We start from the raw sequence: 24,818 nt of genomic DNA on the forward strand, positions 1-24,818 counted from the left end.
GCTGCGCAGCGGTGACATCTTCGGGAGGACGGGCGGGGGTACGGACCATGCCTTGGGCAACTCGCTTGGAAAAGATTTCGGACGTCAGATTATCTCAGGAAGCGGCGCGGGCAGGTCGTGGCGATGGTTCATGGTGGCCCGGATGCCGTTGCCGGCAGCGTGTTGCGGTGCACTCAAGTTCGCATCACCGGGCCCGGGCGTCAACGGCATCGATGCAGCGTTAGCCTTTCGGCCAGGACCATCGGTAGGGCCGTACGGCGACGCACGAAGCTGGCCGTTCGGCCGATGCGACACGCGCCGCTTCCTGAGATAATCTGACGTCCGAAATCTTTTCCAAGCGAGTTGCCCAAGGCATGGTCCGTACCCCCGCCCGTCCTCCCGAAGATGTCACCGCTGCGCAGCGCGCGGCGTGGTTGCGCGCCGAACTCGAGCGGGCGAATCACGCCTACTACGTGCTCGACCAGCCGGAACTGCCCGACGCGGAATACGACAAGCTGTTTGGCGAACTCCAGCAGCTCGAGGCAGAGCACCCGGATCTCGTCACGCCTGATTCCCCTACCCAGCGAGTGGGCGGCAAGGCGGCCGCGGGCTTCGAGCCCGTGGTGCACGACGTGCCGATGCTCTCGCTCAACAACGGCTTCGCCGACGACGACATCGTCGCGTTCGACAAGCGCGTGGCCGATGCGCTTGGCAAGATCGGGGGCACCCAGTCCGTCGATGCCGCCGGGGTCGAGTATGCGTGCGAACTCAAGTTCGACGGTCTCGCCATCTCGCTGCGCTATGTCGATGGCGTATTTGTCCAGGCGTCCACGCGCGGCGACGGCACGACCGGCGAGAACGTCACCGAGAACGTCCGCACGATTCGCTCGCTGCCGCTGCGCCTGAAGGGCAAGCACGTGCCGAAGGTGCTCGACGTACGCGGCGAAGTGCTGATGTTCCGCCGCGACTTCGAGCGCATGAACCAGCGGCAGCGCGACGCCGGCCAGAAGGAATTCGCGAATCCGCGCAACGCTGCGGCGGGCAGCCTGCGGCAACTCGATCCGAAAATCACGGCGCAGCGGCCGCTATCGTTCTTCGCCTATGGCATTGGCGTGCTCGAGGGCGAGCCGATGCCGGCCACTCATAGCGAGCTGCTCGACTGGTACGAGCAACTGGGCTTGCCGGTGAATTCCGAGCGCGCGGTCGTGAAGGGTGCGCGAGGTCTGCTCGAATTTTTCCGCGCCGTGGGTGAGAAACGCGAGAGCCTGCCGTACGACATCGATGGCGTGGTCTACAAGGTGAACCGCCGCGACGAGCAGGACGCGCTCGGTTTTGTCTCGCGCGCACCGCGCTTCGCGCTCGCCCACAAGTTCCCGGCCCAGGAAGCGCTCACGAAGCTGCTGGCGATCGACGTGCAGGTGGGCCGCACCGGCGCCATCACACCGGTCGCGCGGCTCGAGCCGGTGTTCGTCGGCGGTGCGACCGTGACCAACGCCACGCTGCACAACGAAGACGAAGTGCGCCGCAAGGACATCCGCATCGGCGACACCGTGATCGTGCGCCGCGCGGGCGACGTGATTCCCGAAGTGGTCAGTGCGCTGCTCGACCGGCGTCCTGCCGACGCCAGCGAGTTCGTGATGCCGAGCGCCTGCCCTGTGTGCGGTTCGCGCATCGAGCGCCTGCCGGACGAAGCGATCGCGCGTTGCACGGGCGGCCTCTTCTGTCCGGCGCAGCGCAAACAGGCACTGTGGCACTTCGCCCAGCGCCGGGCGCTCGACATCGACGGATTGGGCGAGAAGATCATCGACCAGCTGGTCGACCAGAACCTCGTGCGCACGCCCGCAGATCTTTTCAATCTCGGCTTCGGCACGCTCGCGCAACTCGATCGCATGGCGGACAAGTCGGCGCAGAACCTGCTCGATTCGCTCGAAAAGGCCAAGTCCACGACGCTTGCGCGTTTTATCTACGCCCTCGGCATCCGGCACGTGGGCGAGTCGACGGCCAAAGACCTTGCGAAGCATTTCGGCTCGCTCGATCCGATCATGAACGCCTCGGTCGAGGAACTGCTCGAAGTGAATGATGTCGGGCCGATCGTCGCGCTCGCCATTCACGAGTTCTTTGCGGAAGCGCACAACCGCACAGTGATCGAGCAACTGCGTGCGCCGGGCAAAGTAACATGGGCGGAAGGTCCGCCCGCGCCGAGGGCGCCCGTGGGCGTGCTGGCAGGCAAGACGGTGGTGCTCACCGGCACGCTGCCCACGCTCGCGCGCGACGAGGCGAAGGAGATGCTGGAGGCAGCCGGTGCGAAAGTGGCCGGCTCGGTGTCGAAGAAGACCGATTATGTGGTGGCGGGCGCCGACGCGGGCAGCAAGCTTGCGAAAGCCGAGGAACTTGGTGTGCCGGTGCTCGACGAAGAAGGAATGCGCAAGCTCCTGGAGGGGCAAACGACATGATTCGCGAAATTCTCAGGATGGGCGATCCGCGCCTGCTCAACATCGCAAAGCCGGTCGATCACTTCGATACGCCCGAGCTGCACGAACTCATAGCCGACATGTTCGACACCATGCATGCGGCGAACGGCGCGGGCCTCGCTGCCCCGCAGATCGGCGTGGACCTGCAGGTGGTGATCTTCGGTTTCGAGCAAAACGAGCGCTATCCCGAGGCGCCGGCGGTGCCGCAAACGGTGCTCATCAACCCGGTCATTCATCCGTTGTCGCACGACATGGAAGAGGGCTGGGAGGGCTGCCTTTCGGTGCCGGGCATGCGGGGCGCGGTAAGCCGCTACTCGATGATCCGCTACAACGGCTTCGACCAGTACGGCACGCCCATCGAGCGCGTGGCCGAGGGTTTTCACGCGCGGGTCGTCCAGCACGAATGCGACCACCTGATCGGCAAGCTGTACCCCATGCGCATCACCGATTTCTCGAAGTTCGGCTTTACCGAGGTGCTGTTTCCGGAACTCGACCCGAGCAGAGACGACTGAACGTCGGATCTTCTCAAGAAAAACGGGAGCCCGATGGCTCCCGTTTGTTCATTCGGCGCGGTGTTTGCGGCGGAGTCGCGTCAGAACGCTTCGTCAGCCGCCAGATAGCGCCATTGGCCCTGCGGCAGGGCGCCGAGCAGCACGCGGCCCATGCGCACGCGCTTGAGACCCACCACCTTGAGGCCGACGAGTTCGCACATGCGGCGGATCTGGCGTTTCTTGCCTTCGCGCAGCACGAAGCGCAACTGCTCGCCGTTCTGCCAGCTCACCTGGGCTGGCTTGAGCGGCACGTCGTCGAGCGACAGGCCGTGGCGAAGCTTCGCCAGCAGCTCAGCCGGGAAGTGCTGATCGATTTCCGTGTCGATGTCGTTATAGGTGACACGTACGAGGTATTCCTTGTCGATGTCCGAGCTCTCACCGATCAGCTGCTTGGCCACGCGGCCGTCCTGGGTCAGCACGAGCAGGCCCGTCGAGTCGATGTCGAGCCGCCCAGCCGGCGCGAGCGTGCGCAGATGCTTTGCCGAGAAACGAATGCCCGAGCGGTCGCCTTCCCAATGATTCTCGCCGGTGACGAGCGTGGCGGCGGGCTCGTAGCCGTCCTCCGCCTGGCCCGACACATAGCCAACGGGCTTATGCAGCAGGATCGTCACCTGGCGCGCCTGAGCGGCGAGCGCGGCCGGGTCGACCTCGATGCGCTGATCGGGCGTGACCTTGGCTCCGAGGGTGTCGACGACTTCGCCATCGACGTACACCCAGCCTTTTTCGATCCATTCATCGGCTTCGCGGCGCGAGCACAGGCCCAGTTCGGACATGCGCTTGGACAGGCGCAGCGTGTTGTCGCCGTCGACTTCTTCCCGCGGCGCACGGCGCGGCGCCGATCCGGCGTCGTCGCTGCGGCGTAATGGCTTGTCGGCCGACTTGACGGGGCGGGCGGATTTGCGATCGCCGCCAACTCGATGGTCGTCGCTCCGGGTGGATTTCACCGGGCGCGCGAAACTGCGCTCAGTACCCTCGTCGCGTCCCCGTGCGGGGCGGCGGTCGTTGCTGTCTGTGCGACGTGTGAAGCGCTCCTCGCCGCCTTCGCTTCGGTTGCGCGGCGGGCGGCGGTCGTCTCCTTCCGTGGGTCGCGCGAAGCGTCTCTCACCACCATCCTCGCGGCTGCGCGGCGGGCGGCGGTCGTCGCCTTCCGTGCGGCGCGCGAAACGTCGGTCACCACCTTCCTCGCGGCTGCGCGGCGGGCGGCGGTCGTCGCCTTCGGCGCGGCCTGCGAAGCGTCGCTCACCGCTTTCGTCGCGGCTGCGCGGCGGGCGACGGTCGCCGCCCTCGGCGGGGCGTGCGAAGCGCCGGTCACCACCTTCGGCGCGCCGTGCGAAACGTTGCTCACCGCCTTCCTCGCGGCTGCGGGGCGGCCGGCGATCATCGCTCTCCGTGCGTCGCGCGAAACGTCGGTCACCAGCTTCCTCGCGGGTGCGCGGCTGGCGGCGGTCGTCGCCTTCGGCGCGCCGTGCGAAACGTTGCTCACCACCTTCCTCGCGGCTGCGCGGCGGGCGGCGTTCGTCTCCTTGGGTGCGTCGCGCGAAACGTCGCTCACCACCTTCGTCGCGGCTGGGCGGCTGGCGGCGGTCATCGCCTTCCGTGCGTCGCGTAAAACGTCGCTCGCTGCCTTCTTCACGGCCACGCGCAAAGCCTCGTGGTTCATCGGCTGAACGCCGCGCCGGGCGACGGTCGTCGCCGAAGCCGCCTTCGCGAGCGGGCCGCGCCGGGCGGCTCGAACTGTCGCGCTCGCGCGTCGTCGCCGGCCGCGCCGGGCGTTCGCCTGGGCGCGCATCGGCGCTGCGCGTCGCCGTGCGGCCGGTGGAGGTGCGCGCGGGCTTCGCCGCCCCCGTTTTGGAAGCCGATGCCGGCCGCGCCTCAGCCGGCCGCACCTCAGCCGGCCGCACCTCAGCCGGCCGCACCTCAGCCGGCCGCACCTCAGCCGGCCGCACCGGCTTACGCGCGGTCGTGCTGCCGCGGCGGACGGGGGCGCGTTCCGGAGTGGTCGGACGCGGATGTTTGGCTGTCAGTTTGGCTCGCATGGATCTGGGTATTTCGCTTGGGTCATTCACACTGCAATGGCGCGCAGCAATTCGGTCTCGACACGAATCTGCTGGCGGTTGTCGGACAGTCCCGAGCCGTCGAGCAGAAACACGTCTTCCACGCGTTCGCCGAGCGTATTGATCCGCGCCGCGTGGACGCCGACATGGTGTTCGGCGAGCACGCGTGCGATGGAATAGAGGAGGCCCGGCCGGTCGTTCGCCGACACGGACAGGATGTAGTACTGGCCGCGCTCGTCGGCGCGCAGGTCGACGCGCGGGGTCACCGGGAAGGTGCGCGACAGGCGCGAAAGGCGTCCCTTCGACGGCTCGGGCAGTGCCTTGCCGGTGGCGCTCAGCCGCGCCGCGAGTTCCTGTTCGACGAGGTTCGCGATATCGCGATAATGCACGTCGCCCTCGGTGTGGGCGACGATGAAGTTGTCCAGCGCATAGCCGTGGCGTGTCGTGCTCACGCGCGCGTCGAGCACGGAGAGGCCGCTGCGGTCGAAGTACGCGCACATCGTCGCGAAGAGGTCGGGGCGGTCCTTCGCGTAGACGAGCACCTGGAGCGCCTCGCCGATGGGCGACGGGCGCGCGCGCACAACCGGTTCCGGCGCCTCGACGTGGCGGTAGAGCACGCGCGTTTGCCAGGCGATGTCGGCGGCGTCGTGGCGCAGGAAGTAGCCCACGTCGAGCTGGTCCCACAGCGCTCGATGCGCGTGCTCCGGCACCGTCTCGAGGCGCAGCAGGGCGAGCGCCAGCTCCTGGCGCGTCTTGAGTTCCGAATGTGCGTCGGGCTGGGCGCCGCCAAGGACGGCGAGCGTCGAGCGGTAAAGGTCTTCGAGGAGCTTGCCTTTCCAGTTGTTCCAGACTTTCGGGCTCGTGCCGCGGATATCGGCGACCGTCAGCAGATACAGCGCGGAAAGGCGCCGCTCCGTGCCGACCAGATCCGCGAAGCGCTTCACGACCTCGGGGTCGGTGATGTCCTGCTTCTGCGCGACCTGGCTCATGGTCAGGTGCTGCTGGACGAGCCAGACGATCAGGTCGGCATCGTCGCCCGCGATGTCGTGCTCGCGGCAAAAGCGCCGCGCGTCGGCCATGCCAAGCTGCGAATGGTCGCCGCCACGGCCCTTCGCGATGTCATGGAACAGGGCCGCGACATAGAGCACCCAGGGGCGCTCGAAGTTCGCGATGAGCTGGCTGCAGAACGGATACTCGTGCGCATGCTCGGCCACGGCGAAGCGGCGCATGTTGCGCAGCACCATCAGGATGTGCTGATCGACCGTGTAGACGTGGTAAAGGTCGTGCTGCATCTGCCCGACGATGCGCCGGAAATTCAGCAGGTAGCGCCCGAGCACACTGGTCTGGTTCATGAGCCGCATGGCATGCGTGATGCCGGCCGGCTGCTTGAGAATCTCCATGAACAGCCGGCGGTTCTCCGGGTCGCGGCGCCAGTTCTGATCCATGGTCTCGCGCGCGTTGTAGAGCGCGCGCAGGGTCCTCGCCGAGAGACCCTTCACGCCGGGCACCTGCTCGTAGAGCAGGAACGCTTCCAGAATCGCGTGCGGCTCGCGTTCGAACACGTCGTCGCTGACGATTTCCAGCATGCCCTGCTTTTCGACGAAGTGGTCCGAGAGCGTTCGCGTGATGCCACTCGTGCTCGGGAAGAGCTGCGCCTCGATGTTCTGGATGAGGATGGTGGCGAGCTGCGTGACTGCCTTCGCCGCCCAGTAGTAGCGGCGCATGAGCTGCTCGCTCGCACGCCGCGCGCCGCTTGCCTTGAAGCCGAAGCTCTCGGCCACGGCCGTTTGCAGATCGAACACGAGGATGTCCTGACGGCGCCCCGCGATGACATGCAGCCGCGCGCGCAGCGCCTTGAGGAACGCTTCGTTGCGGCGCAGCTCGCGCGCTTCGCGCCCGGTAATGAGCCCGCGCTGATCCAGTTCCTTCCAGCTGCTGCCAAAGGCCGCGGCCTCGGTGATCCAGAGGATCAGTTGCAGGTCGCGCAGTCCGCCGGGGCTCTCCTTGACGTTGGGTTCGAGCGAGTAAGGCGTGTCCTGGAAGCGCGCGTGGCGCTGGCGCATTTCGAGCACCTTCGCCTGGAAGAACGCGCGCGGATCCATGGCGTCGCGGTAACGCTGCGCGAAGTCGCCAAAGAGCGTTGCGCTACCCGTTATGCGGCGTGCCTCGAGCAGGGACGTGCGCACGGTTACGTCGTTGGCGGCCTCTTCGAGACATTGCGAGACGCTGCGCACGCTGCTGCCGATATCGAGCCCGAGGTCCCATGCGAGCCCGATGAACCGCTCGATGCGTGCTTCGAGCGGGGCGAGCGCCTCGTCGTCCGGCAGCAGCACGAGGATATCGACATCGGACCAGGGCGCGAGCTCGCCGCGGCCGAAGCCGCCCACGGCGACGAGCGCCAGCGTCGCCGGCAGCTCGCAGAGGTTCCAGGCGCTGCGCAAGGTGTCGTCGGTCGTGCGGGCGAGGGCGCGCATCAACGAGTCGACGTTGGTTGCGGTCCTGAATCGCTCGAGCAACTGGGCCTTGGCGGCCTTGTAGTCGGACTTCAGCGACGACGTATCGGGAACGGCGACAGCGGGAGCGCTCATGGGCTGGAATCGTGTGTGGCGTGGTTGGGCGGGTGGCCGGTCGCGCGCGGGGAAGCCTCGCGCTCGCGGATGTCGGCTCCCGTCAGGGCGGCGCTGCCGCCACGTTGGTTTGTCGGCTGGTTCTGCGTCGGGTGCTTCGTTGAATGTTCCGTCGTTCGCTACGTCATTGCGCGGGCGCTGCGCGGCGTGTCCGCCTGCACTGCCTGCTTGCACCGGGCTGGAATGCGGCGCAAGTGCACCTCGCGACCGCATCCATTTTGCGCCGGATCACGCCACGAAGCCCTTTTCCGGAGCTTTCGGTTGGCCGTCAGGCCGCCGTGCCCGCCATTTGCGCGACGATGGCCGGCTTGGCCGGCGTGCCCGCCGAGACTGTCAGGACGTCGTAGCCGGTTTCGGTCACGAGCACCGTGTGTTCCCACTGGGCGGAGAGGCTGCGGTCTTTCGTCTTCACGGTCCACTGGTCCGGCATGGTGCGGATGTCGCGGCGGCCAGCGTTGATCATCGGCTCGACGGTGAAGATCATGCCGGGCACGAGTTCGATGCCCGTGCCGGGTCGGCCGTAGTGGAGCACCTGCGGATCTTCGTGGAACACCGTGCCGATGCCGTGGCCGCAGTATTCGCGCACCACGCTGTAGCCCTGGCTTTCGGCGTAACGCTGGATGGCATGGCCGATGTCGCCCAGGTGCGCGCCCGGCCGGATCTGGTCGATGCCGAGCCACATGCACTCATACGTGGTCTGCACGAGCCGCTTTGCGAGAATCGAGCCTTCGCCGACGATGAACATGCGGCTCGTGTCGCCGAAATAGCCGTCCTTGATGACCGTGATGTCGATATTGAGCGCGTCGCCGTTCTTCAGCGCCTTGTCGCCCGGAATGCCGTGACAGATCACGTCGTTCACGGAGGTGCAGATCGCCTTCGGGTAGGGCGGGTAGCCGGGCGGCTGATAGTTGAGCGGCGCGGGCACCGTGCCCTGCACATTGGTCATGTATTCGTGGCACAGGCGGTCGAGCTCGCCGGTGGTCACGCCGGCCGTGATGAACGGCGTGATGTAATCGAGCACCTCGCTCGCCAGCCGGCAGGCGACGCGCATTTGCGCGATGTCGTGTTCGTTCTTGATCGAAATGGCCATGGTGTGCGCCCGAAAATGCAGTCGAATATTGAATTATCGCACCTAATGCAAGCGGTCGCTGGCTTTTGAAAAGGCGGGCCGCGGTCCGGTGCGCCGTGCTTGCAAGGATCTGCGCCTTGTTCCGCGGGTAATAGCTGGCTTGAGTGGGGCGTCGTTTGCGTGCTATACTCTTCGGCTAAGTCGCTTCCCATGTGTTTTATATTTGCATGGGTCGCGGCGGAATCCGCCGTTGCCGCGGAGCGCCTTGCCGGGAATGCAGGAACACGGTGGGGCGCACGGAGAACATTCGGAAGCATTTTCTCCTGGCAGCACACTCGCGAGCCGGCGCACCCAGGGTGTCGTGCGCGCCGATCCCAAAGAGACCGGGATGGCGCAACGATACGGCAGCCGGCTTCAGACCCAAACCCTAGCGGAGAATTTCTCATGGCAGTTACCATGCGCCAAATGCTGGAAGCCGGTGTCCACTTCGGTCACCAGACGCGCTTCTGGAACCCGAAGATGGCCCCCTTCATTTTCGGCCATCGCAACAAGATTCACATCATCAACCTCGAAAAGACGCTGCCGATGTACAACGACGCGCTGAAGTACGTGCGTCAACTGGCAGCCAACCGCGGCACGATCCTGTTCGTCGGCACGAAGCGTCAATCGCGCGACACGATCGCCGAGGAAGCGCAGCGCGCCGGCATGCCGTTCGTCAATGCGCGCTGGCTCGGCGGCATGCTGACCAACTTCAAGACGCTGAAGGTTTCGATCAAGCGCCTGAAGGACATGGAAGCAGCCGTGGAAGCGGGTGAGCTCGAGAAGATGAGCAAGAAGGAAGCGCTCCTGTTCGAACGCGAAATCGCCAAGCTGCAAAAGTCGATCGGCGGCGTGAAGGACATGGGCGGCATTCCGGACGCGATCTTCGTGGTCGACGTCGGCTATCACAAGATTGCCGTGACGGAAGCGAACAAGCTGGGCATCCCCGTGATCGCCGTGGTCGACACGAACCACTCGCCGGAAGGCATCGATTACGTGATCCCGGGCAACGACGACGCGAGCAAGGCCGTTGCGCTCTACACGCAAGGCGTGGCTGACGCGATCCTCGAAGGCCGTGCGAACGCGGTCAACGACGTGGTTGCGGCCGCGCGCGGCAACGACGGCGACGACGAGTTCGTCGAGGTCAATTCGGAGGCGTAAGCTGCCCCGTGTCCGGCAAGAAAAGGGGGCTTTCCATAGGCCCCTTTTTTTTAAGCCGCGACTTTCGTCGCCGCGTCATCTATGCGGCACCGTAGCCCTGTAGAAACAGCTGTAAGAAAGCGTTTCTCCGCAGGCGGAAACGGAAACGAATTTCTGCCGGCCGCGTCCAAAAGCGCGGCGGCGTGTACCTGACAGACTCAAGGAGCGAATGATGGCGGCAATTACCGCAAGCATGGTGGCAGAACTGCGCGCAAAGACCGACGCGCCGATGATGGAATGCAAGAAGGCCCTGACGGAAGCCGACGGCGACCTGGCGCGCGCTGAAGAGCTGCTGCGCGTGAAGCTCGGCAACAAGGCGAGCAAGGCTGCGTCGCGCGTCACGGCTGAAGGCGTGATCGCTTCGTTCATCGGCGGCAACGCGGGCGCCGTGGTCGAGCTGAACTGCGAAACCGACTTCGTCGCCAAGAACGACGACTTCCTCGCTTTCGCGAACACGGTGGCCCAGCTGGTCGCCGCGCAAAACCCGGCTGACGTCGCAGCCCTGTCGGCCCTGCCGCTGGAAGGCTCGACGGTCGACGCAGTGCGTCTCGCGCTGGTCGGCAAGATCGGCGAAAACGTCTCGATCCGCCGTTTCGCGCGCTTCGAAACCGCCAACAAGCTGGCTTCGTACCTGCACGGCACGCGCATCGGCGTGCTCGTGGAGTACACGGGCGCCGAAGAGCAAGTGGGCAAGGACGTCGCGATGCACATCGCCGCGATGAAGCCGGTCTCGCTGTCGTCGGACGACGTGCCGGCCGACCTGATCGCCAAGGAGCGCAGCATCGCCGAGCAGAAGGCCGCCGAATCGGGCAAGCCGGCTGAGATCGTCGCGAAGATGGTCGAAGGCTCGGTGCAGAAGTACCTGAAGGAAGTCTCGCTGCTGAACCAGCCGTTCGTGAAGAACGACAAGCAGACGATCGAACAGATGCTGAAGGCGGCCAACACGTCGGTGCAGAAGTTCGCGCTGTTCGTCGTCGGCGAAGGCATCGAGAAGCGCCAGGACGACTTCGCCGCCGAAGTGGCCGCGCAAGTCGCTGCTGCAAAGCAGCAATAAAGACGGTCATCGCCGCCCGGGCGCGGATTGCGCGGCCGGCGGCAACCGCAGTTGTTGCAGTACCGCAGTCTGCATTCGCATTTTGTACAAGTCGTAAATCGCGGCGGAGCAATCCGCCGCGGTGGGCAGCGTAGCGACACCGCGCAAGGCAGTCCCCGCCGCGCGCGGCGTCGGCAATCTTCGCAATTTCTGCGGCGCTTGCCCGAAGCCGTATTTCACCCCTACAGTTTCAAGTTATTGCCCTTTGCGCGCGATTCTGGATACCTCCATGCCCACACCCGCCTATAAACGCGTCCTGCTCAAACTTTCCGGCGAAGCCCTGATGGGCGATGATGCATTCGGCATCAATCGCGCCACGATCGAACGTATGGTTGCGGACGTGGCCGAAGTGGTGCGGCTTGGCACGCAGCTCGCGGTCGTGATCGGCGGCGGCAACATTTTCCGCGGCGTCGCGGGCGGCGCGGCCGGCATGGACCGTGCGACCGCCGACTACATGGGCATGCTGGCGACGATGATGAACGCGCTGGCTTTGCAGGACGCCATGCGCCACGCCGGCATCGAGGCGCGCGTGCAGTCGGCGCTGCGCATGGACCAGGTCGTCGAGCCGTACATCCGCCCCCGCGCGATCCGCCAGCTCGAAGAGGGCAAGGTCGTGATCTTCGCCGCGGGCACGGGCAACCCGTTCTTCACCACCGACACGGCTGCCGCGCTGCGCGGCTCGGAAGTCGGCGCCGAGGTCGTGCTGAAGGCCACGAAGGTCGACGGCGTCTACTCGGCCGACCCGAAGAAGGACGCGAGCGCCACGCGCTATTCGACGATCAGCTTCGATGAGGCAATTGGCCGCAACCTGCAGGTCATGGACGCCACCGCGTTCGCGCTGTGCCGCGACCAGAAGCTGCCGATCCGGGTTTTTTCGATCAACAAGCCCGGTGCCCTCAAGCGCATTGTTCAGGGCGAAGACGAAGGTACGCTCGTCCACGTGTAAACTCTCGTCTCACGAGAGATTCGAACACGGGCCGCGCCGCCCACCAGCGCGCCGGCGGGCCCGTACCGTTATCAAGGTTGGGAGGTATCAAAATGGCTGTGGCTGACATCAAGAAGGGCGCCGAGCAGAAAATGCAGCGCTCGATCGAAGCGTTCAAGAGCGACCTGGCGAAAATCCGCACGGGCCGCGCCCATACCGGTCTGCTCGACCATATCCAGGTCGACTACTACGGCTCGCCCGTGCCCATCTCGCAGGTCGCGAACCTCACGCTCGTCGACGCGCGCACGATCGGCGTCCAGCCGTGGGAAAAGAAGATGGTCCAGGTCATCGAAAAAGCGATCCGCGAGTCGGATCTCGGCCTGAACCCGGCTACGCACGGCGATCTGATCCGCGTGCCGATGCCCGCGCTCACCGAAGAGCGCCGCAAGGAACTGACGAAGATCGTCAAGAACGAAGGCGAAACGGCGAAGGTGGCCGTGCGCAATCTGCGCCGCGACGCGAACGAGCAGCTCAAGAAGCTCGTGAAGGACAAGGAGATTTCCGAAGACGACGAGCGCCGCGGCGGCGACGACGTCCAGAAGTTGACGGACCGCTTCGTGGCCGAGATCGACAAGCTCGTGCAGACGAAGGAAGCCGAGATCATGACGGTCTGAGGCCCTCGGGCTCGCAGATTCGCCGGGTGTCTGGATGTGTTTCCCGGCGATTTCCTTTTTTCACAGCAGTTATAGTCCGACGGCCATGACCTATACCAGCTCAACCGTTCACGTGCCCGACGTGGCGGCCGTACCGCGCCACATCGCGATCATCATGGACGGCAATGGCCGTTGGGCAACGCAGCGCCGCCTGCCACGCGTCGCAGGCCACACGCGCGGCGTGGACGCCGTGCGCTCGGTCGTCGAGACGTGCGTGGAGCGCGGCGTCGAGTACCTCACGCTGTTCGCGTTCAGTTCCGAGAACTGGCGCCGCCCGACCGACGAAGTCTCGTTCCTCATGCGCCTGTTCGTCAGCGCGCTCGAGCGCGAGGTGGCGCGGCTGCACGCGAACGGCATCCGCCTGCGCGTGGTCGGCGACCTGTCGATGTTCAACGAGCGCATCCAGGACCTGATCCGCCGCGCGGAAACCAGGACCGCGCGCAATACCCGTCTCACGCTCACGATCGCTGCGAACTACGGCGGTCGCTGGGACATCATGCAGGCGACCCGCAAACTGGTCGAGGAGGCCGCGGCCACGGGCCAGCCGGTGCCCGTGACCGAAGACTCGTTCGCCCAGCATCTCGCAATGGCCTATGCGCCCGAGCCCGATCTGTTCATCCGCACGGGTGGGGAGCAGCGGGTGAGCAATTTCCTGCTCTGGCAACTCGCGTACGCCGAGTTCTATTTCACCGACACGTTCTGGCCGGATTTCGACGCCGAAGCGCTCAACCGCGCCATCGCGTCGTACGCCGAGCGCGAGCGCCGTTTCGGCCGCACCAGCGCGCAGGTCGTCGCCCAGAACGTCGATTCGCTTTCATGCTGAAGACCCGCGTCATCACGGCGCTCGTCCTGCTGGCCGTCTTTCTGCCAGTTACCCTGTACGCGCCGGTGGCGTGGTTCGGCGCGCTGATCGGCGTCGTGGTCGTGTTCGCCGCGTGGGAGTGGGCGCGCCTCCTGAAGGCCGGCGCCACCGGCTCGATCGTCTATGCGGTGGTCGCGGCGGCGGTCGTCGTGCTCAGCACGCGCCTGCCGACGCCGCTGCCGCTCTTTCAGGCGGCGGCGGTGTTCTGGATCATCGCCGGCCCGTACGTGCTGCTGCGCAAGCCGGTGCTGGCCGCGGGCGCCTGGCGCGCCTTCCTGCTCGCTGCCGGGCTCATCCTGTTCGCTGCCTGCTGGCATGCGCTGGTGGCGGCGCGCACGGCGGGCGTGGCTTTCGTCCTGTCCCTTCTGCTCGTCGTATGGCTGGCCGATATCGGCGCATACTTTGCAGGTAAGGCATTCGGAAAGCATAAGCTCGCGCCTGCGATCAGCCCCGGCAAGACGTGGGAGGGCGCCGTGGGCGGGTGGGCCGCCGTGATGGTCGTGTCCAGCGCGGCGATCGCGCTTCACGCGTTCGAACCCACGCTGTATTCCGCGCTCGCGGCCCAGACCGGACTTGGCCGTGCGCTTTTCGTACTTACCGTGCTGGTCGCGTTCAGCGTGGTCGGCGATCTGTTCGAGTCGATGCTCAAGCGCCAGGCTGGCGTGAAGGACTCGAGCGGCCTTCTGCCCGGTCACGGCGGGGTCCTCGACCGCATCGACGCGTTGCTGCCCGTGCTGCCGCTCGCCATGCTGCTGCTTGGCTAGAGGTGCCTGTTTAGAGACGCTCGGTTAGAGACGCTCGGTTAGAGATTTCAATATGCAAAAACGACTCACTCTGCTCGGTTCCACGGGCTCGATTGGCGACAGCACGCTCGACGTCGTCGCGCGGCATCCGCAACGCTTCTCGGTCTACGCGCTCACCGCGCATCGCAACGGCGACAAGCTCGTCGAGCAATGCCTGCGCTTCGCGCCCGAAGTGGCCGTGGTCGGTGACGCCGCCACCGCCGGGCAGGTCGAGCGCAAGCTGCGCGAAGCCGGCTCGAAGACGATCGTGACCTACGGGCCGCAAGCCCTTGTGGAAGTCTCGAAGAGCGATGGCTGCGACACCGTGGTCGCGGCGATCGTCGGCGCGGCGGGTCTCGCGCCCACGCTGGCGGCAGCGAAGGCCGGCAAGCAGATCCTGCTCGCCAACAAGGAAGCGCTCGTGATGTCGGGCGACATCTTCATGGATACGGTGCGCGACAGCGGCGCGGTGCTGCTGCCGCTCGATAGCGAGCACAACGCCGTATTCCAGTGCTTTCCCCGCGAGGGCACGCAACATGGTGGCGTGACCAAAATCATCCTCACGGCCTCGGGCGGCCCGTTCCGCACGCGCGAGCCCTCGACGCTCGTGAACGTGACGCCGGACGAGGCCTGCAAGCACCCGAACTGGTCGATGGGCCGCAAGATCTCGGTCGACTCGGCCACGATGATGAACAAGGGCCTCGAAGTGATCGAGGCGCACTACCTGTTCGACCTGCCGGGCGAGCGCATCGACGTGCTGATCCATCCGCAAAGCGTGATCCACTCGATGGTCTCGTACGCCGACGGTTCGGTGCTCGCGCAACTAGGCAACCCCGACATGCGCACGCCGATCGCCCACGCGCTGGCTTACCCCGAGCGGGTCGACTCCGGAGTCGCTCAGCTCGATCTGGCGCAGATCGCGACGCTCACGTTCGAAAAACCCGATTACGCGCGCTTTCCGTGCCTCGCGCTCGCGATGCAGGCGCTGGCCGCCGGTGGCGTCGCGAGCGCGGCGCTCAACGCGGCGAACGAGGTCGCAGTGGAAGCATTCTTGAATCGGCGCATCGGCTTCATGGCCATCGCACAGACGGTGGACGCCGTACTGAGCGCGCTCGAGAACCGCAGCGCCTCGAGTCTCGAAGTCGTGCTCGAAGCCGACGCGGCTGCCCGCCGTGCGGCTCACACCATCATCGACAGCCTGCCGGTGCCGGCCTGACAGGTCGCCGAGGGGCTCGCGAACGGTTCCCGGAGGACCACGGGCACGCGAGCCTGACCTCGGGGCCGCTCCCGCACCGGTGCGCTGCTTCCAGCCAGGGAGGCGCTCATGAACCTGCTTACTGAACTCATCGCGTTCGTTGTGGCGATCGGCGTGCTCGTGGTCGTCCACGAGTACGGGCACTACAGCGTCGCGCGTTTGTGCGGCGTGAAGGTCCTGCGCTTCTCGATCGGTTTTGGCAGACCGCTTGTCCGGTGGGTCAACAAGAAGAGCGGTACCGAGTGGACCATCTCGGCGCTGCCGCTCGGCGGCTACGTGAAGATGCTCGACGAGCGCGAGTCGGACGAAAAGATTCCGGCGGGCGATTTGCCGCACGCGTTCAACCGCCAGTCGGTCGGCAAGCGCATCGCGATCGTTGCGGCCGGGCCGATCGCCAATTTCGTGCTGGCCGTTGCGCTGTTCGCGGTGGTGTACGCGAGCGGCGTGACGGAGCAGTCGGCCATCGTCGCGGCGCCGCCCGCGCAATCGGCGGCGGCGCGTGCGGGTTTTCAGGGTGGCGAGACGATTCTTTCGGTGAGCGATGCAAACGGCAGCGACACCGAGCGCGTACGTTCGTGGTCGGACCTGCGCTGGAAGCTGCTCGCTTCGGCATTCGACCAGGGTCGCGTCGTGCTTTCCGCGCGTGACGGCGCGGGCACTTATGATTTTCCGCTCGACCTCTCGCAGCTCACGGGCAAGGATCTCGACGACGACTTCATGACGAAGCTCGGCCTCGAAGCGGGGGGCAGCACGCTGAAAGTGGCTGCCGTGGAGGCGGGTAGTGCGGCGCAACATGCCGGGCTGCAAGCGGGCGATCAGCTGCGCGCCATCGACGGCCGTCCCGTGGACAGCGCAACCACATTCATCGCCTACGTCAAGGCGCATGCGGGCAAGCCCGTGCTGCTCACGGTGACGCGCGATGACGGCGCCCGGCACACGCAGCAAACGCTCATGCTGACGGTCACGCCAACGCTTCAGCGCGATGCGCAAACCGGCGACGAAGTGGGGCGCATCGGCGCGGCGCTCTCGGCGCAGGCGCCTTCGGTGGACGTTCGCTACGGGCCGCTGGAGAGCGTGCGCCTCGGTGCGTATCGCACGTGGGACATCGCCGTCTATTCGCTGCGGATGTTCGGCCGCATGGTGACCGGCGAAGCTTCGCTGAAGAATCTGTCCGGGCCGGTGACGATTGCCGACTACGCCGGCAAGAGCGCAAGACTCGGCCCTGCCGCGTTTTTATCGTTCCTCGCCCTTGTGAGCATCAGCCTCGGTGTATTGAATCTGCTCCCAATTCCGGTATTGGACGGGGGGCATCTGTTATATTATCTGGTTGAAGCCGTAACGGGCAAAGCCGTATCGGATCGCTGGCAGCTGGTGCTGCAGCGAGCGGGGCTTGCCTGCATCGTCGCGCTGTCGGCGATCGCGTTGTTCAACGATCTGGCTCGGTTAATCCATTTCTAAAGATGTCTGGCGGCGTCCGAGGGCGGGCCGCCTGACCTGATGCAGCTATACATAATTGGGGAAGCACGTTGTTTAGACCTCATCGCTTGGTTCCAAAAACGGTTGCGGCCGCGGCGATTGCCGCGCATGGACTCGTTGCCCACGCAGCAACGACGCCTTTCGTGGTTCAGGACATCCGCATCGAAGGGCTGCAACGCGTCGAGCCGGGCACCGTGTTCGCCTATCTGCCGATCAAGCAGGGCGATACGTTCACCGACGACAAGGCGTCCGAGGCCATCCGCGCACTCTATGCGACGGGCTTCTTCAACGACGTGAAGATCGCCACCGAAGGCGGCGTGGTGGTCGTGCAGGTGCAGGAGCGCCCGGCGATCGGCACGATCGACTTCGCGGGCATCAAGGAATTCGACAAGGACAACCTCACGAAGGCGCTGCGTGCAGTCGGCCTCTCGCAAGGCCGCTATTACGACAAGGCGCTCGTCGACAAGGCCGAGCAGGAGCTCAAGCGGCAGTACCTCACGCGCGGCTTTTACGCCGCCGAGGTCACCACCACGGTCACGCCGATCGACCGCAACCGTGTCGGCCTGCTGTTCTCGGTCGTCGAAGGCCCGAGCGCGAAGATCCGCCAGATCAACTTCATCGGCAACAAGACCTACAGCTCGGGCACACTGCTCGCCGAGATGCAGCTGTCCACGCCGAACTGGTTTTCCTGGTACACGAAGAACGACCTTTACTCGAAGGAAAAGCTCACGGGCGACCTCGAGAACGTGCGCTCGTACTACCTGAACCACGGCTACCTCGAGTTCAACATCGACTCGACGCAGGTCTCGATCTCGCCCGACAAGAAGGACATGTACCTCACCATCGGCATTCACGAAGGTGAGCCGTACAAGGTGTCGGGCGTGCATCTCGCGGGCAACCTGCTCGACCGCGAGGCCGAGCTCAGGAAGCTCATCAAGATCAAGCCGGGCGACACCTTCTCGGCCGAGAAGCTGCAGGCCACCACCAAGGCCATCGTCGACAAGCTCGGTGAGTACGGCTACGCGTTCGCGACCGTCAACGCGCTGCCGCAGATCGACCAGCAGAATCACACGGTCGACCTCACGCTGCAGGTCGACCCGAGCCGCCGCGTGTACGTGCGCCGCATCAACGTGGTGGGCAACACGCGCACGCGCGACGAAGTCGTGCGCCGCGAAATGCGCCAGCTCGAAAGCTCGTGGTTCGATTCGAACCGTCTCGCGCTCTCGAAGGACCGTATCAACCGTCTCGGCTACTTCACGGACGTCGACGTGACCACGGTGCCCGTGGAAGGCACGGCCGACCAGGTGGACGTGAACGTCAAGGTCGCCGAAAAGCCAACCGGCGCGATCACGCTCGGTGCGGGTTTCTCGTCCACGGACAAGGTGGTGCTGTCGGCGGGCGTCTCGCAGGACAACGTGTTCGGTTCGGGCACGTCGCTGTCGCTGAACGTGAACACCGCGAAGACGTACCGCACGCTGGCCCTCACGCAGGTCGACCCGTACTTCACGGTGGACGGCATCAAGCGCATCACCGACGTCTACTACCGCACGTACCAGCCGTTGTACTACTCCACGGATTCGAGCTTCCGCATCATCACGATGGGCGGCGACCTCAAATTCGGCATTCCGTTCTCGGAAGTCGACACGGTCTATTTCGGCGCGGGCTTCGAGCAGGATACGCTCGACGTCGACGCGAACACGCCGCAGAGCTACAAGGACTACGTGAACGAGTTCGGCCGCGTGTCGAACAACGTCCCGCTCACGGTGGGCTGGTCGCGCGACGCGCGTGACAGCGCGCTCGTGCCGAGCAAGGGCTACTTCACGCAAGCTAACGCCGAGTACGGCACGCCGGTCGGCGGCACACAGTACTACAAGGCCGACATCCAGGCCCAGTACTACTATTCGTTCGCGCGCGGCTTCGTGCTGGGCATGAATTTCCAGGGCGGCTACGGTAACGGCCTCGGCGGCAAACCGTACCCGATCTTCAAGAACTACTACGCGGGTGGTATCGGTTCGGTGCGCGGCTATCAGCCGAGCTCGCTGGGTCCGCGCGACAAGACGACGAACGACCCGATCGGCGGTTCGAAGATGCTGGTCGGCAACATCGAGGTGACGTTCCCGCTGCCGGGCACGGGCTATGACCGGACGCTGCGCGTATTTACCTTCGTCGACGGTGGTAACGTCTGGGGCACGGAAGGCAACAGTATCGGCGCCAACGGCCTGCGTTACAGCTACGGTTTCGGTCTCGCCTGGATCTCGCCGATCGGCCCGCTCAAGCTGAGCCTGGGCTTCCCGATCACCAAGCATACGGGCGACCAGTACCAGAAGTTCCAGTTCCAGATCGGGACGGCGTTCTGACGTATGTTCAGCCCGGCGCCGCGAAGCGCGGCGCCGGAATCCAGGAAACGAGAGGATGACTTTGCTAACGGGTATGTTTTCCAGACGGGCGATCGGGGCGATAACGGTTTCGCTGGCGCTCGTCGCTACCGGGACGGGACTCGCGCAGGCGCAGGAAGCCAGGATCGCGGCGGTGAACTCGGATCGCATTCTGCGCGAGTCGGTTCCGGCGAAGGCCGCACAGACCAAGCTCGAGGCCGAGTTCGCCAAACGCGACAAGGATCTGCAGGACATGGCGCAGCGCCTGAAGGCGATGTCCGACTCGCTCGACAAGAACGGCCCGTCGATGTCGCCGACCGATCGCGCGCAGAAGCAACGCGATCTTTCGGCGCTCGACAGCGACTTCCAGCGCAAGCAGCGTGAATTCCGCGAAGATCTGAACCAGCGCCGCAACGAGGAACTCGCGGCGGTGCTCGACCGCGCGAACAAGGTGATCAAGCAGATCGCCGAACAGCAGCACTACGACCTGATCGTGCAGGAAGCGGTCTATGTGAGCCCGCGCATCGACATCACCGACCAGGTGCTGAAGGCGCTTGCCGCGAACAGCGCCGGCAGTAGCAGCAACTGACGCAACTAAAGCAACCAAGGCAGGAGCAGCACGCGCATGGCATTTACGCTTGAGGACATCGTCGGGCGGTTCGGCGGCGAGGTGGTGGGCGATGCGACGCAACGCGTCTCGTCGCTCGCGCCCCTCGACCAGGCTGGTCCGCAACAGCTCGCGTTCCTCGCCAATCCGAAGTATCTCGCGCAGGTCGAGACGACCCGCGCGGGCGCGGTGCTCATCAGCCCGGGCGACCTCGAAAAGCTCGCGTCGCGCGAGGGTCGCAACTTCATCGTCACACCCAATCCGTATGCTTACTTCGCGCGTGTCGCGCAGGCGTTCATCGACCTTGCGGCGCCGAAGGCGCGGCCCGGCGTACACGCCAGCGCGCATGTCGACGCGAAGGCGCAGGTTGCCGCGAGCGCGGTGATCGGCCCCAACGTCACGGTGGAGGCTGGCGCCGTGATCGGCGAGAATGTCCGGCTCGACGCGAACGTTTTCATCGGCCGCGGCACCCACGTAGGCGAGGGCTCGCATCTGTACCCGGGCGTGACCGTCTATCACGGTTGCAAACTTGGCGCACGCGCCATCGTGCATGCCGGCGCCGTGATCGGCTCGGACGGTTTCGGGTTTGCCCCCGATTTCACGGGCGAGGGCGAGGCGCGCACGGGTAGCTGGGTCAAGATTCCGCAGGTGGGCGGCGTGTCCATCGGGCCGGATGTCGAGATCGGTGCGAACACGACGATCGACCGTGGCGCGATGGCCGACACGATCATCGAAACGTGCGTGAAGATCGATAACCTCGTGCAGATCGGCCACAACTGCAAGATCGGCGCCTATACGGTCATTGCGGGCTGCGCCGGCATCGCTGGCAGTACGACGATCGGCCGCCACTGCATGATCGGCGGCGCCGTTGGCATTGCGGGGCATGTCACGCTGGGCGACTACGTGATCGTCACGGCGAAGTCGGGTGTCTCGAAGTCGCTGCCGAAGGCGGGCATCTACACGAGCGCTTTTCCGGCAGTCGATCATGCCGAGTGGAACAAGAGCGCTGCGATCCTGCGGAACATCGACAAGCTCCGCGAGCGCATCAAGGCGCTCGAGGCGGCCGTCGCCCAGAAACCGCAGGGCAGCGAATAAGAAAGCAATTCGGGTAACGGGCGGCGTATCGCGCAAGCGGCACGCCGCCGGAGCGCCGTGCAACGGCGGCCGCACGGGGCGGCGTCAGTTTTTGCGGCCGCTTCGGGTAACGGGCCAGCTGTCCGGGGCCACAACGCCCCGGAGCTACCCGCCCGGAGCTGCCCGCCTGGGGCTACCCGCCTGGGGCATTCCTCATGCACGGGAGACCGGGCGTGGCGCATACTTCGCGTCAGCGCGTGCCTGTTTGGACCCTAAGGGCTGGCCCATTGGGGCTGGCCCATATGGGCCGGGCGGGACGCGCCGGGCGCCTTGAAAATCGAAATCGAAAAGTCACACGCGCAATTCCTGCGTGAGCAGAACCACCATGAACATCGAAAAACTCAACTTCGACATCCACAAGATTCTCACGCTGCTGCCGCACCGCTACCCGTTCCTGATGGTGGACCGGGTTATCGAGCTGGAGCCGCACAAGAGCATCAAGGCGTTGAAGAACGTGACGGTCAACGAACCTTTCTTCACCGGCCACTTCCCGCAGCGTCCTGTCATGCCGGGCGTGATGATTCTCGAGGCGCTCGCGCAGACCGCCGCGCTGCTCACCTTCTCCGAGGAAGAGCAGGATTTCGAGAACACGCTGTACTACTTCGTCGGCATCGACGGTGCGCGCTTCAAGCGTGTGGTCGAGCCGGGCGATCAGCTCATCCTCAACGCGACGTTCGAGCGCTACATGCGCGGCATCTGGAAGTTCAAGGCGAAGGCCGAAGTGGATGGCGTCGTCGCCTGCGAGGCCGAACTCATGTGCACCGTGAAGAAGATGGACGCGGCGCAGTAAGACCCGCAGCCGTATGCCGCGGCGCGCCCTGACCCAGGGGCGCCCCGGCACGGAAACAGAATCGGAAAGCGAGGACGAATGAGCAGGATCCACTCCACTGCGGTCATCGAACAAGGCGCGCAGATCGACGAATCGGTCGAAATCGGACCGTTCGCGGTCGTGGGTGCTAACGTCACCATCGGCGCGCGCACGAAGGTCGGTTCGCACAGCGTGCTGGAAGGCCACACGACGATTGGCGAAGACAATACCATCGGCCACTACGCGTCGATCGGCGGCCGTCCGCAGGACATGAAGTACAAGGGCGAGCCCACGAAGCTCGTGATCGGCAACCGTAACACCATCCGCGAGTTCACCACGCTGCATACGGGCACGGTGCAGGACACCGGCGTCACGATCATCGGCGACGATTGCTGGATCATGGCCTACGTGCATGTGGGCCACGACTGTCGTCTGGGCAGCAACATCATCATGTCGAGCAATGCGCAGCTCGCCGGCCACGTGATCGTGGACGACTACGCGATCGTCGGCGGCATGACCGGCGTGCACCAGTTCGTGCGCATCGGCGCGCACTCGATGGTGGGCGGCGCCTCGGCACTCGTGCAGGACGTGCCGCCGTTCGTCATCGCGGCCGGCAACAAGGCGGTGCCGCACGGCATCAACGTGGAAGGTCTGCGTCGCCGCGGCTTCACGCCCGACGCGATTTCGGCGCTGCGCTCGGCGTATCGCACGCTCTACAAGAACGGGCTCTCGCTGGAAGAGGCGAAGGCGCAGCTCGCCGAACTCGCGCAGGCGGGCGGCGAGGGCGACACGCACGTGCAAGCGCTGCTCGACTTCGTCGAGCAGTCGCAACGCGGCATCATTCGCTGACCGATGGCGCTGCAAACGCGTCCGCTGCGCCTCGCGATGGTCGCCGGCGAACCGTCCGGCGACCTGCTTGCGGCCTCGCTGCTCGCCGGTCTCAAGGCTCGCCTGCCCGATACTACGCAGTACTATGGAATCGGCGGCCCGCGCATGACGGCCGCCGGCTTCGATGCGCACTGGCCGATGGAAAAGCTTTCCGTGCGCGGCTATGTCGAGGCGCTCAGGCACATTCCCGGCATTCTGCGCATCCGCAACGAGCTCAAGCACCAGCTGCTGGCCGACCCGCCCGACGCCTTCATCGGCGTTGACGCGCCGGACTTCAACTTCGGTCTCGAGCACGCCCTGCGCGATGCGGGCATTCCGAGCATCCACTTCGTTTGCCCGTCGATCTGGGCGTGGCGGGGCGGTCGTATCAAGAAGATCCAGAAGGCCGTGGATCACATGCTGTGCGTCTTTCCGTTCGAAACGGCGATTCTCGAAAAGGCAGGCGTGGCCGCATCCTATGTGGGCCATCCGCTCGCCGACGACATTCCGCTCGAACCGGACATGACCGGCGCGCGACGCACGCTCGGCCTGCCGGAAAGCGGTCCGGTGATCGCGGTACTGCCGGGCAGCCGCCGTTCGGAAATCAACCTGATCGGACCGACCTTCTTCGATGCGATGCAGATCATGCAGCGACGGGAGCCGGCGCTGCGCTTCGTGATGCCCGCGGCGACGCCCGCTATCCATGCGCAGTTGCAGGAGCTCGCGAACGCGCACGAGGGTCTCGCGCTCACGATCATCGACGGCCAGTCGCAGCTTGCCATGACGGCCGCCGACGCGATCCTCGTGAAGAGCGGCACCGTCACGCTCGAAGCGGCGCTGCTCAAGAAGCCGATGGTCATCTCCTACAAGGTGCCCTGGCTCACGGGGCAGATCATGCGCCGCCAGGCCTATCTGCCTTATGTGGGCCTGCCGAATATCCTCGCGGGCCGCTTTGTCGTGCCGGAAATCCTGCAGCACTTCGCGACGCCCGAGGCGCTTGCCGACGCGACGCTCACGCAGTTGCACGACGAGGCAAACCGGCGCACGCTGACCGAGGTGTTCACGCAGATGCATTTGAGCCTGCGTCAGAACACCTCGGAGCGCGCGGCAGAAGTGGTCGCGCGCATCGTCGAGGGCCGCAGGGGGCGGACATGAGCGAGGGCACCATCCAACGCGCAAAGGCGCCGGCTGCGAAGAAATCGCCGTCGGCGGCGGCGCTCAAGCTTGCCGCGCGTCGCAAGGCTGCGCGGCAGGCCGGCCTGCTGTTCGAGTCGCCCGACGACGTCATCTGTGGCGTGGATGAAGCGGGGCGGGGGCCGCTCGCCGGACCCGTGGTCGCGGCCGCCGTCATTCTCGATCCCGCCCGGCCGATCCGCGGACTCAACGATTCGAAGCTGCTGACGGCGCAGGCCCGCGAGACGCTGTACGAACGCATTGTCGAGCGATCGCTCGCATGGAGCGTCGCGTCGGCGACGGTCGAGGAGATCGACACGCTCAACATCCTCCACGCGACGATGCTGGCGATGCGACGCGCCGTCGAAGGCCTGAGCATCGTGCCGACGCTCGCGAAGATCGACGGCAATCGCTGCCCGGTCATGCCGGTGCGCAGCGAGGCGGTGATCGGCGGCGACGCGCTCGTGCCGAGCATTTCGGCCGCCTCGATCATCGCGAAGGTCACGCGCGACCGCATGTTGGTGGAACTTCACCAGCGTCATCCGCATTACGGTTTCGATGCACATGCGGGCTATGGCACGCCGCAGCACCTCGAGGCGCTCCGCGTGCATGGTCCGTGCGAGCATCACCGGTGCTCGTTCGCCCCCGTGCGCGACGCGTACGCGCTGCACGGCCTCGCGCTGCGCGGCGTGGCGACAGTGGTCGTCGACGCCGCCGACCTCGCTGAAGGCGACGCGTTCGCGCCGGTGCCCTGAGTC

Annotated in this window: 21 protein-coding genes; 18 read left to right on the forward strand and 3 right to left on the reverse strand. The window is 65.6% G+C overall.

The features are described 5' to 3' along the window. Positions 1-353 precede the first annotated feature (353 nt). Positions 354-2,432: an NAD-dependent DNA ligase LigA gene (gene ligA / locus VSR34_RS27505; protein WP_028211407.1), complete on the forward strand. Its 2,079-nt coding sequence runs from the start codon at positions 354-356 to the stop codon at positions 2,430-2,432. Beyond that, the gene (gene def / locus VSR34_RS27510) at positions 2,429-2,962 is read left to right on the forward strand and encodes a peptide deformylase (RefSeq protein ID WP_028211408.1); all 534 of its coding nucleotides are present in this window, start codon (positions 2,429-2,431) and stop codon (positions 2,960-2,962) included. Before ligA ends, def begins: the two co-directional genes overlap by 4 nt. An 80-nt stretch (positions 2,963-3,042) precedes the next feature. Here def and VSR34_RS27515 read toward each other — a convergent pair whose 3' ends face one another. Further along, entirely contained in the window at positions 3,043-3,945 is a 903-nt protein-coding gene (locus tag VSR34_RS27515; protein ID WP_337588020.1) for a pseudouridine synthase, read from the reverse strand. Between VSR34_RS27515 and VSR34_RS27520 the strand changes: the two genes are divergently transcribed. Next, positions 3,919-4,668 (forward strand): hypothetical protein, encoded by a 750-nt coding sequence (locus VSR34_RS27520; RefSeq protein ID WP_342964065.1) that lies wholly within the window; start codon positions 3,919-3,921, stop codon positions 4,666-4,668. The genes VSR34_RS27515 and VSR34_RS27520 overlap by 27 nt on opposite strands. A 395-nt stretch (positions 4,669-5,063) precedes the next feature. Here the strand turns inward: VSR34_RS27520 and VSR34_RS27525 are convergent, their stop codons facing one another. Continuing rightward, the gene (locus tag VSR34_RS27525; protein WP_028231863.1) at positions 5,064-7,643 is read right to left on the reverse strand and encodes a [protein-PII] uridylyltransferase; all 2,580 of its coding nucleotides are present in this window, start codon (positions 7,641-7,643) and stop codon (positions 5,064-5,066) included. A gap of 307 nt (positions 7,644-7,950) precedes the next feature. Next, positions 7,951-8,772, reverse strand: a complete 822-nt coding sequence (map, locus tag VSR34_RS27530) for a type I methionyl aminopeptidase (RefSeq protein ID WP_028211412.1) — start codon at positions 8,770-8,772, stop codon at positions 7,951-7,953. 423 nt (positions 8,773-9,195) lie between these two features. Between map and rpsB the strand changes: the two genes are divergently transcribed. The 15 genes from rpsB to rnhB all read left to right on the forward strand — a co-directional run bounded on the left by rpsB (position 9,196) and on the right by rnhB (position 24,815). Then, the gene (rpsB, locus tag VSR34_RS27535) at positions 9,196-9,951 is read left to right on the forward strand and encodes a 30S ribosomal protein S2 (protein ID WP_028211413.1); all 756 of its coding nucleotides are present in this window, start codon (positions 9,196-9,198) and stop codon (positions 9,949-9,951) included. 211 nt (positions 9,952-10,162) lie between these two features. Beyond that, positions 10,163-11,044 carry a translation elongation factor Ts gene (gene tsf, locus VSR34_RS27540; RefSeq protein ID WP_028211414.1) on the forward strand — a complete coding sequence of 294 codons (882 nt, stop codon included), beginning with the start codon at positions 10,163-10,165 and terminating at the stop codon, positions 11,042-11,044. 268 nt (positions 11,045-11,312) lie between these two features. Beyond that, complete coding sequence (pyrH, locus tag VSR34_RS27545) at positions 11,313-12,029, forward strand: UMP kinase (RefSeq protein WP_028211415.1); 717 nt, start codon at positions 11,313-11,315, stop codon at positions 12,027-12,029. A gap of 92 nt (positions 12,030-12,121) precedes the next feature. Next, complete coding sequence (gene frr / locus VSR34_RS27550) at positions 12,122-12,682, forward strand: ribosome recycling factor (protein WP_028211416.1); 561 nt, start codon at positions 12,122-12,124, stop codon at positions 12,680-12,682. An 85-nt stretch (positions 12,683-12,767) separates the two neighbouring features. Continuing rightward, positions 12,768-13,544 carry an isoprenyl transferase gene (locus VSR34_RS27555; protein ID WP_028211417.1) on the forward strand — a complete coding sequence of 259 codons (777 nt, stop codon included), beginning with the start codon at positions 12,768-12,770 and terminating at the stop codon, positions 13,542-13,544. Further along, complete coding sequence (locus tag VSR34_RS27560) at positions 13,538-14,347, forward strand: phosphatidate cytidylyltransferase (protein WP_028211418.1); 810 nt, start codon at positions 13,538-13,540, stop codon at positions 14,345-14,347. The genes VSR34_RS27555 and VSR34_RS27560 overlap by 7 nt, the downstream gene beginning before the upstream one ends. A gap of 52 nt (positions 14,348-14,399) precedes the next feature. Further along, complete coding sequence (locus tag VSR34_RS27565; protein WP_028211419.1) at positions 14,400-15,581, forward strand: 1-deoxy-D-xylulose-5-phosphate reductoisomerase; 1,182 nt, start codon at positions 14,400-14,402, stop codon at positions 15,579-15,581. Between the two features lie 108 nt (positions 15,582-15,689). Beyond that, on the forward strand, positions 15,690-17,078 hold the full coding sequence (gene rseP / locus VSR34_RS27570) for an RIP metalloprotease RseP (protein ID WP_028211420.1): 1,389 nt from the start codon (positions 15,690-15,692) through the stop codon (positions 17,076-17,078). Positions 17,079-17,146: 68 nt separating this feature from the next. Continuing rightward, the gene (bamA, locus tag VSR34_RS27575) at positions 17,147-19,453 is read left to right on the forward strand and encodes an outer membrane protein assembly factor BamA (protein WP_028211421.1); all 2,307 of its coding nucleotides are present in this window, start codon (positions 17,147-17,149) and stop codon (positions 19,451-19,453) included. A 61-nt stretch (positions 19,454-19,514) separates the two neighbouring features. Then, a complete protein-coding gene (locus VSR34_RS27580) occupies positions 19,515-20,060 on the forward strand; it encodes an OmpH family outer membrane protein (RefSeq protein ID WP_028211422.1) in 546 nt (181 codons plus the stop codon). Positions 20,061-20,096: 36 nt separating this feature from the next. Then, on the forward strand, positions 20,097-21,173 hold the full coding sequence (gene lpxD / locus VSR34_RS27585; RefSeq protein WP_028211423.1) for a UDP-3-O-(3-hydroxymyristoyl)glucosamine N-acyltransferase: 1,077 nt from the start codon (positions 20,097-20,099) through the stop codon (positions 21,171-21,173). 364 nt (positions 21,174-21,537) lie between these two features. Continuing rightward, entirely contained in the window at positions 21,538-22,002 is a 465-nt protein-coding gene (gene fabZ / locus VSR34_RS27590) for a 3-hydroxyacyl-ACP dehydratase FabZ (protein ID WP_028211424.1), read from the forward strand. A 78-nt stretch (positions 22,003-22,080) separates the two neighbouring features. Further along, positions 22,081-22,869 (forward strand): acyl-ACP--UDP-N-acetylglucosamine O-acyltransferase, encoded by a 789-nt coding sequence (gene lpxA / locus VSR34_RS27595; protein ID WP_342964066.1) that lies wholly within the window; start codon positions 22,081-22,083, stop codon positions 22,867-22,869. 3 nt (positions 22,870-22,872) lie between these two features. Next, positions 22,873-24,042: a lipid-A-disaccharide synthase gene (gene lpxB / locus VSR34_RS27600; RefSeq protein WP_342964067.1), complete on the forward strand. Its 1,170-nt coding sequence runs from the start codon at positions 22,873-22,875 to the stop codon at positions 24,040-24,042. Further along, a complete protein-coding gene (rnhB, locus tag VSR34_RS27605) occupies positions 24,039-24,815 on the forward strand; it encodes a ribonuclease HII (protein WP_342964068.1) in 777 nt (258 codons plus the stop codon). Before lpxB ends, rnhB begins: the two co-directional genes overlap by 4 nt. Positions 24,816-24,818 lie beyond the last annotated feature (3 nt).

The organism is Paraburkholderia sp. JHI2823 (assembly GCF_038900695.1).
GTDB classification, from domain to species: Bacteria; Pseudomonadota; Gammaproteobacteria; order Burkholderiales; family Burkholderiaceae; genus Paraburkholderia; species Paraburkholderia mimosarum.